Source organism: Lancefieldella parvula (assembly GCF_963530955.1).
GTDB lineage: Bacteria > Actinomycetota > Coriobacteriia > Coriobacteriales > Atopobiaceae > Lancefieldella > Lancefieldella parvula_A.
In genome coordinates this window covers 1-9,821 of record NZ_CAUSFQ010000050.1, presented here as the reverse complement: position 1 = coordinate 9,821, position 9,821 = coordinate 1, and the positions used below count along the sequence as shown (strand labels likewise).

The window sequence follows — 9,821 nt, the reverse complement described above, 5'->3', positions numbered from 1 at the left end:
GTGTTTTGAACTGCCTCCTATTTCTCGTGTCCAAGAAATGGGAGGCAGTTCAATTATGCAGGTCTATTTTGAAAATTTTGGCTTAGTTTTGAGCAGTGACTAGCGGCCAGTAACAAGCGTGAGCGTTGCTTCTCCAGAAGCTTTTGCCGTGCTTACGTCAACGTCAATGACGCCTGGTAGATTGCTTGCAATTTCTACAATTTGAGACACGCTAACTTCATTAGAGAGTTTTCCGTTTGCGCGTTGCTCAAAGAGAGCGCCTGCAAGTACACCACGCATATGTTTTGCGTTATGCGATACAACACTGCGCTTTCCCGTACCAGGATCTTCTCGCTGAACAACAACTTGCAACAGCTCACAAGGATGCTTTGCCGATGGCGTCCACATCTTTCTGTATTCTCCCGAGCGGCAATCCACAACTATCTGATCTTTTAGAGCGGCGTTTAACAGGGGATTAAGCTGCTTTTTCCAGTAAGTAGCAACAGTGCCTATGGTGGGCAACTTGATTGAGGCAGAAAGTCTATAGTTGGGGAGAAGATCATGCGGCCTCACAACGCCCCAGAGACCAGAGAAAATCATGATTTCTGAGTTGAGGATATCTGCTGGTAATGCAACCGTTTTCTGCGTGTTTTCTAACGTAACGTTTTCAAGTGTCTGGTTGAATTTTGCAGCCTCAAATAGCACGCCGGTATAGAGGTTGAGTGCGGTTGTGGTTGGAGCTTCATAGACGTCTAGGTTGTCGGTTATGTCACCAACGGTGTTAGGACCAATTTTTAGTACCTGAGCTGCGTTTGCGTGAGAACATACCTGGTGTAAGTCCTTGATGAGTTCTTCTCGACAGCTGGTAAGCTCGGAGCCAAACAAAAGTGATGAGAGATCAAGAGAAGGACCCGAGGTGGGCGCAGTTTTTCCTGATGATGGAGGAAGCAAAATAATCATGAAAATCCTTTTGATACGGGATTTTTAGTTGTTGTTTAGTTTGATTCTAATTTATGTCCGGTGTGCGTGGTAACTTTAGAAGTAAGAAAAATCGGAGAGGTGACGTATGGGCTTGCTTCTGTACAAACAACAAACAGGTGCTTTCTTATCAAACTCTATTCAAGATCAGCTAAGGGCTTCACTTGAGAGGTGGGGGTCTGCTCAGCTTATAGTTCCTTCTTCCGATACTGTGTTGTTAGTTAAGAGACAGCTTGGTGCCATCCAAGAGCTCTCTGTTGGCGTGAATGTTTCAACTTTTGATGAGTGGATGCGCGATCAATGGAAGTTGTATGGAAGCTCAGATCGTTTGCTTTCAAATACGCTTCGCAAGGTATTTTTCCAGCAGATTTTGGATGGAATGTCAGCTGATGAGCTAGGCACTTTAACTACGAGCAAGGGTACGGTGGAGCTTCTGTCTAAGCTTGCTCCAGAGTATCTTACAGAACTTGATCAGATTACGACCTCCGGTCAACTTTCTGCTGGTCAGATGAGTGCTTGTAAGGTGCTCGAGCGCTACAAGGCGCTGCTTGAAGAAAAATCTTACGTTGAGATGTGTCAGTGTTTGGACCACCTACTGCAGTCCATACCAGCACAAGGACCTGCATTGGTTTTCTCGCGAGTTGAAGATCTTTCGGAGGCACGTCTTCAGTTTGTGCGCAAGCTGTCGCAGAAGCGGGATGTGGTGTTTTCTCTCTACGTGCCCGAAGGACCTGCAGGTTACGCGGCAGAGCAGCAACTAGAGTTGGTTGGCGGCCCGGGGTGCGATTGTCGTGTGGATACGGAGCCGGCGCCAGCCGCAAAAAGTCAGGAGCTCAACGATCTTCTCGCCAGGGTGTTCAGGGCCAAGGAGGGTAATGAGGTTACGCCGAGCGGTGCAGTAACGTTTTTGTCGCCGCTAGGTCAGCACGCCGAGGCAGAGTCTATCAGCAGATATATCTCTCAGCGCGTTGAGTCTGGTAGCAAGAGCTTTGTGGTGTACACCTCAGATTCACAAAGGGTTTGGGATGCGCTCTCGCAAAAGCTTGCAGCAAAGGGGATTGCTGCTCACTATAATCGCTCGGTACGCATTCAAGATTCACTTGCAGGCAGCGCGTTTGCTAGCTTGATTGATGCGTACGTCACGCTCAGTGAACGCTCAGAGCTCGAGAAAAACATTGACTACCAGGCATCTGACCATCAGATGGGGGATATGTCGTGGTGGCCTCCACGTACTCTTACGGACTATCTGATTTCACCTATTTCAGACATAAGTGTTGAGCGTGCGTGGATGCTGGATAAGAGCTGGCGCGGTAATAGAACGCTGTATGCCACCAGAGTGCTTGAGACGCTTTCTAAGGCGGCTATGAGCTCGCGTTTGTGCGCAGAGACCATCAAGAGCCTTGAGCTTGGCAGAATTGGTTCTGCTGCTCAGCGCATTATTGAATACCTTTCTGCAGAAACATCTGACGAGCAGTCAGAGGCTGCTCAGTCTAAAGAGTTGATGCTTCAGTCTCTTCAAAACCAAGAGTCGCTTAAGGTAATGAACAAGATTGTTTCTTCTGCACAGGAGTTGCATGAGGCAGGATTAAAGCTCACTCCTCAGACACTCAAATCTTTTATTGAGCTTTGCAAAGACCAGACGGTCATGATGCCTGTTTCTAATGGTATTCAGTCTGATATTCAGGTGCTGATAGCTCCTGTGAGCCAAGCTCATTCTTTTGAGCCACGTTCTTTTGATACTGTCATTTTCCAGGGTATGGATACGCTGAATTTTGGTGTTAAAGCATCTGATGGTGCGCTTCAAGAGTTTGTTCGCCATGCGAGTAAAACGTCTAAGGTATCAGAGTTTGCACGGTATCAAAGAGATTTTTATACGGCGCTTACAACTGCTTCTACCAGCGTTGCGTTTGAGAAGGTTGAACAAAAAGATGTCTTTAACGCAGTAGCTCTCAGTGAGGTTAAAGCATGCTATCCCAAAGACTATGCAAAGAAGACGGAGGTTGCACGCGGAGAAGAAGAGGTGCTAGTAAACCTGTTGCCTCAAGCTACTGACCCAGAACGTGTTGCAGAACTCCCAACAATCGAGTCTGGTGAGATTGATCCTAAACTCAAAAATATCGTGGTACTCCCACGTCATTTGACTCGGGAGACTCTTGAGCAGGAATTGCAGGGTCTTATAGAGGTCTCGCGAGAAGGACTACCGCTTCTTTCCGCTTCTCAGATTGAGACGTATCTTGAGTGTCCCTACAAATGGTTCACGCAACGTCGCATCAAAATTTCTCAGGTAGACACTGACTTTGCTCCAATGCAGATAGGTACCTTTATCCATCGTGTACTAGAGCTAACACATGCAACACTTTTAGCTGAAGCACTTGGTTGTGATGTGGCTGAAGTTGATTCAGTGGTTGAATCTGCACTTTTACAAGACATTCCTGGCTCTAGGATTACCTCTGATAATCTAGATCATGCAAAACAAGTGTTAGACAGCTGTTTTGCCCAGGTCTGGGATGAGCAATTCAACAACATTAACCGAGCATCTTCAAATGAGCTTATTCCGCATAGCATTCAAGAAAGAAAACAGGTTGAGAATATACGAGAAGATCTCAAGAATCTTCTCGAGTTTGAAGCTTCGCACTTTATTGGCTATCAGCCCAGATTTTTTGAGCTTCGTTTTGGTAGAGAAGAAAATGTTGTTGAGTATGCAGGAGCTCAATTTACAGGCTCGATTGACCGCGTAGATGTAAACGCTCATGGTCAGGCACTTATTATTGACTATAAACACAAGGTCACAAAAGATCTGAAGGCTTATTCAGCAAAGCTAAGTCTGGATAGTGAGCTTTCAAAAGAGATTCTGCCAAGGCATGTACAGTCTGCAATATATGCTCAGATTATGAGAAAGCAGCTCACCAAATATAAGCTTGAGCCAGTTGCTGCAATTTATCTGGGTACCAAAGAGCAAAAAGATAAGCCTTCATTTGCTCTTGCAGGCATGGCAACAGAAGCGGCAACAGAACATATTTGGAACATGCATCCGGAAGATAAAAAGCTCAGGGACCAGGCGGTTATGGTTGTGTCTCACAACTCAGCAGAGTTTGCAGACTACTTTGACGCTTGGGAGAGTTTAATTGCTCAGAAGGTTCAAGCCATGCTTTCTGGAGATGTCCGAGCCAATCCTTGCGATAAGGATGCATGTAAGTATTGTCCAGTAAAACTGTGCGACAAGAGGAGGTAAGCTACTATGGCTGACACACGTTATACGCCCGGTCAAGAGAAGACCATCAAGACGCTTGATAAGCCTCTTTTTGTTGCAGCAGGTGCTGGTTCAGGAAAAACTTTTACGCTTACACAGAGAATTGTGTGGGCTTTAAAAGAAGGCTCGGGAACTGACGGAAAGCCGTATCTGAGTAGTCTTGACCAGGCATTGATTATTACGTTTACCAATGCCGCAGCTACAGAAATTAAAGAGCGCGTTAGAGAAGCTCTAGAAAAAGAAGGTCTTCACAGCGCAGCGTTGCAGGTTGATGATGCGTGGATTAGTACTATCCACGGTATGTGCAGCAGAATCTTAAAAATTCATGCACTTGATTTGGGTCTTGATCCTGAGTTTGAAATCATTGACGACATGACCAGAAATCAGCTGGTCAATATATCAATTGAAGAAGTACTCAGAGAGCTTTCTCAAGATGAAAGCTATGCTGAGTTTCTCTCAACCTATGCAGGGAACAGAGATGCACTGAAGTCTCGTATTGAAACACTGATTTCGTACGCTCAGTCATCTCCTGTAGGAATGGATGCTATTTCGTTTGTAGGGGATAGCTCTAACCTGGAAGTTCTAAGAAGAGAGCTTGAAGACCTAGACGCTGCACTTGAAGCACTAAAGGGTGCAATTGCTGCCACAAAACCAGATGAAGCAGAGCAACTACAAAGTGTTCAATCTGATCTTTCAAGTAAATTGCAGCAACACTTGGTTCTCTCGCTCACTGATTTTGACCAGGCGTTTTGGGAGGCTTTGGGAAAAGCCGTTAAGGCCGTCCGTTCCTCAAAAGAAATAAAAATTGTAAAAGATGAAGCTGCGTACCAGCTTAAAGTTTGCAACGCTTTATTTGGACTTATTCAGGACATGTCTGAGGGTCAGTGTCTAAAAGATGTTACAGAGCAGGTCTACAAGCTCTTTAAACAGAAGAAACTTGCTGTTGGCGGCCTTGATAACGATGATCTTTTGCATCTAACGGCACAGGTGTTTGAAGAGCGTCCAGAGATTGCAGCTGTTTACACGGATAAATTCAAGCTTGTAATGGTTGACGAGTTCCAAGATACGGACCAGCAACAGGTGCAGATGATTAAGAGTCTCTCAGGTAAAGATGCTCAATATCTCACAACAGTTGGTGATGCGCAGCAGTCAATCTATCGATTCCGCGGTGCTGATGTTGATGTGTTCTTTAGACGTCAAGCAGAGGTTTCAGAAGATTTGCAACCCCGTCTTGTAAATAATTTCCGCAGCCACAACGAAATTTTGCGATTTGTTGCAAAGGTTTGCAGTGCTGATGGCATGATACCTAACTTTATGGATCTGTCTGCTGGGCGAGAAGAGCCTGCAACTCCGTTCATTGCTCATTCGCCTCGCGTATATTTTGAAGTCACAAAATTTGAAAAGTCAGGAAATTCTAAGCCAGGCGATGAGGTCACAAGAAACCAGCTTGTTGCGTATCAGCTTGCAGACAGAATCAACACGCTTATGCAGGATGAGAATATCCAAGCAAAAGATGTTGCAATTTTGATGAAATCGGTTAAAAAGGCACAGCCCTATATTGAGGCGCTTCGTACCTTTGGAATTGAAAGCGTGGTTTCTGGAGCTTCAACATTTGGTGAGCAGCCTGAGGTTCAGCTGATTGGTAGTCTTTTACAGGCACTCGCAAATATGTACGATTCATACGAGGGACTGTTTCCTGTACTCTCGAGTGAGATTTTTAGCCTTGATGCGTCTGACCTGCTTCTCTTGGGCACTAATTTTGGAGAAAATGGTCAGAGGATTACCAATAGAGATATTGCAGAGTCAGTGGTAAATGACGCATTTAATCCACCTTTTGAGATAAGTCCAAAGCTCAAAAATGCTTTAGAGGTGTTGAGTAACGCTCGTAGCTCTCTTTCAAACAAGAGAGTTTCAGACGTCATTAAAAAGGTAGTTCTTGATGCCGGATGGATTTCTCGCCTTCAAAAGATGGGGAATGAGGGGCAGTCAAAGATTGCAAATATCTTTGCAGCTCTTGAACAAATTGATAGCTTGCAAAAGGAGCTGAGCATTGGCGTAGCTTCAGTCGCAAAAGCGTTTAGTCAATGGTGTAACACGGCTAAAGAGTCGCCAAAGGTGCTTCACTGCAGCACTCAAAACGCCGTAACTTTTATGACCATTCATGCTTCTAAAGGATTGGAATTTCCTGTTGTTGCTGTTGTAGGAGCTGTGTCTGGCCCTAAGGCAGGCGCTGGCAGTGAACCATTTTTGCATGTTAAAAAAGACGATTCGTATCAGATTGCATTCTCAAGCAGTTCTAAAAAACTTCATGAATTGTATGATGGCTGTCATGAGGTTCCTACAAGTATTGATGAGTGCAAGGGTCTTCTTGAGTGGAGAATGTTCCTAGAAACTCAAGAGAATGAGTTTGAAGAGCAGGAGCAGAATCGCCGTCTGTATGTTGCTCTGACGCGAGCTCGCGAAGCAGTAATTCTGACTTCAACCATCGACCTTACTAAAGAGGGAATTAGCCCTCGTTATACGCGCAAGATCACAAATGCCTTATTTGAAGAGCCCCCACTTTCTGCTGGTGAGCATCCGTTTGAATATGGTGGAAATCTTGCTGGTTGTATGCGTGTAGTTCAGGGTTCGGGCAAGAAGGATGAGCCAATTCAGGTTGAAGGTTTAGAGTTGGTTGAACCTTTTGGCGGTAAGCCTGAACCTTCTAATAGCAAACCAAGTGAAGAGAAAAACCCTCAAGCTGAAGAAACGTTTAACCTCTATGAGAAGGTTCAGCTGAGCATTGCACCAGAAGCTACGTATGACCAGCGAGAAGGTTTCTTTAGTTATTCTTCCGCTCACCAACAAATGGCAGAGAACTTTAAGGGCGAGAATAACAAGGCGCTTGAGGAAGAGTGCCAGGCACAAAGCCTGGAATATGATGCAAATAACCCTCAACCAGTAACTGAGACTTCTACGGTTTTGGCTGGTTCATTAGCTGATGATGGAGTAGATCCAACCAGCCTTGGTTCAGCCTTCCATGAGCTGGCTCAGATTATGGTTGAGACTCAGGCTAAGGTTGATGAACAAACTATTGATAGATTGTGCTTGAAGAATAGTGTTCCTCAGCGCGCGGTATCACGAGTTAAACAAGCACTTGAGTTGTGGGGCAACTCAGAGATAAGACAGGAAGCTCTTGCTCACGATGTAGTTATTGCGGAGTCTCCCTTTACGCTACAGGTTGATTTTGAATATGGGAACTATGTAGAAGGAGCCATCGACCTTCTCGCTTATAATAAGGGAAGCAAAGATGCGCTGGTAGTTGACTATAAAACAGGCGATAAAGGCCTTAGTGCAACTCAGATTTATGAGCATCATCAGATGCAAGCAAACTTCTATGCCTACGTTTTGATGCAACGCGGATTCACTAAGGTTGAGTGTGCATTTGTTTGTGTTGAGGTTGAAGAAGCTGGTCAGCCACACGTTGCTCGTTACACGTTTGATGTAAACCATCAACCACGGCTTTAAGGAGGCAAGAACGTGCCTTTTGCACATGTTGTTTTAGACATACCAACTCGTGCTCTCTCTGGCACGTTTGACTACGCCATTCCAGAATCTTTGGAAGAGACTGCGGTTGTGGGAACAACGGTCTTGGTGCCGTTTTCTCACAGGCAGGTTGTTGGCTACATTGTGGGTGTCTCAGACCGTGTGTCTTTAGGTTTAGATGTTTCTCGCGTCCTTCCAATAACACAAGTTCTAGCAGATTCAGCATTTGATGAGCAGTCTGCACAGGTAGCAGAATGGATGAGCAAAGAATATGCCTGTAGTTATGCAGACGCATTGCATCCTTTTTTAGCGCCTGGTCAAAAGGTTAAAGTCACCAGAAAAGATGCAGAATCTCCCTGGCAGCTTGTTTGTGAGAACTCCGGTCCTGTTGATGAGCGATGGGTTGAGCTGACAGAAAAGGCGGCTGACTTTACGCCTGCGGCAAATGCAAGCAAGCAGCGATCGGTACTTGAGGCTCTGGCGCAAGGCGCCATGAGGTTATCCGAGCTCTCGGCCACAATCCCAGGAGCTCGCAGTGCAGTAACTGCACTGCAGAAAAAAGACATCGTTGAGGTGCGCACACAGCGACAAATTCGTGGAAGCCAGGAGGGTCTGGGAACCACGCTTTCAAGTGGTGTAGCACCTCGTCCTCAGCAACTTACTGAGGGGCAAGAGTCTGCTCTTGCAGCAATCGAGACTGCACAAACTGCCGCTCAGGGCGATGTTGTGCTTATTGATGGTGTAACTGGCTCAGGTAAAACCGAGGTGTATCTCTCTGCTATTGAAAAGACCTTAGCGGCTGGCAAGGGTGCTGTAGTGCTTGTCCCTGAGATTTCTCTTACCGCACAAACAGTAGGCCGATTCCGTTCACGTTTTGGTGAGCAGGTGGCCGTTCTTCACTCAAAGCTTTCAATTGGTGAGCGCTTTGACCAGTGGGATTTAATCAGGCAGGGTAGGGCTCGCGTGGTAGTAGGTGCTCGATCTGCCCTGTTTGCACCCATCCAAAACCCCGGACTTTACATCATTGACGAGGAACACGAGGCTTCATACAAGCAAGATTCGCTCCCACGCTATCACGCAAGAGAAGTAGCTGCTCAGATGGCGCGTCTACACGGTGCTGCGCTGGTGCTTGGTTCTGCAACACCTTCGCTTGAGAGTCTCTACCGAACAGCTCAAGGAAGCTGGCGTGATACTAACTGGACACGCGTTGCCATGACCGAGAGGCCTGGCGTGGCGGTGCTCCCGCAGGTCCAGGTAGTTGATATGGCTTCCCAGTTCAAAAACGGAGGCAGATCGGTCTTCTCGGCAGCTCTTGCTCTTGCACTGCAAGAAACAACAGAGTGTGGCGAGAAAAGCGTTCTACTCCTTAATCGTCGCGGATTTGCAAACTTTTTGATGTGTCGCGAGTGTGGTTGTGTGCCCGAGTGTCCGCATTGCTCGACGTCTCTCACGTACCATGAGCGCACGCATTCTCTGGTTTGCCACAGTTGTGGTAGGCAATGGTCCCAGCACGCGTATCCCAATCCTTCCAGCAAATGTCCAAACTGCGGAAGTCGTTACATGGGGGCTTATGGCGTGGGAACGCAGCGTGTAGAAGACGAGCTCAAGTTGCTGCTTGGTAGCGATGCACCAATTATTCGTATGGACGCTGATACTACGGCTAAAAAGGGCGAGCACCAGCGACTCCTTGAGCTTTTTGATGCAACTCCTGGAGCGGTGCTCATTGGAACGCAGATGATTGCAAAGGGACTGGATTTCCCAGACGTAACCTTGGTTGGCGTTATTAACGCTGATACGATGCTTAAGCTGCCAGATTTTAGAGCAGCTGAGAGAACTTTTGACTTGCTTGAGCAGGTTGCAGGCCGTGCAGGCAGGGGAGAAAAGCCTGGTAAGGTCATCATCCAGTCGTACTGGTCAACACATCCTGCTATTGCTTCTGTTGTGACCCATGACAGGCGTCCGTTTCTTGACACAGAGCTTAAAGAAAGAAGAGAAGGAGCTTACCCGCCCTTCTCGCGCTTGTCTAACGTGCTTTTCTGGGGCGCTTCAGAAAAAGAAGTTCGTCGCGTAGCGGATCAGATGGCGGAGG

The 9,821-nt window shown here is 46.6% G+C and carries 4 protein-coding genes; 3 read left to right on the top strand and 1 reads right to left on the bottom strand.

Going from position 1 to position 9,821, the window contains the following annotated elements; all coding sequences use genetic code 11:
• Positions 1-99: 99 nt before the first annotated feature.
• Positions 100-939 carry a peroxide stress protein YaaA gene (locus tag RWJ43_RS04435; protein WP_314008258.1) on the bottom strand — a complete coding sequence of 280 codons (840 nt, stop codon included), beginning with the start codon at positions 937-939 and terminating at the stop codon, positions 100-102.
• A gap of 106 nt (positions 940-1,045) precedes the next feature.
• On the opposite strand from RWJ43_RS04435, the gene RWJ43_RS04430 reads away from it, so the two are divergent.
• The 3 genes from RWJ43_RS04430 to priA all read left to right on the top strand — a co-directional run.
• Positions 1,046-4,189 carry a PD-(D/E)XK nuclease family protein gene (locus RWJ43_RS04430; protein WP_314008255.1) on the top strand — a complete coding sequence of 1,048 codons (3,144 nt, stop codon included), beginning with the start codon at positions 1,046-1,048 and terminating at the stop codon, positions 4,187-4,189.
• A 6-nt stretch (positions 4,190-4,195) separates the two neighbouring features.
• Positions 4,196-7,714, top strand: a complete 3,519-nt coding sequence (locus tag RWJ43_RS04425; RefSeq protein ID WP_314008252.1) for a UvrD-helicase domain-containing protein — start codon at positions 4,196-4,198, stop codon at positions 7,712-7,714.
• Between the two features lie 12 nt (positions 7,715-7,726).
• Positions 7,727-9,821: primosomal protein N' (gene priA, locus RWJ43_RS04420; RefSeq protein ID WP_314008250.1), on the top strand; the 2,095-nt coding region annotated here is incomplete at its 3' end.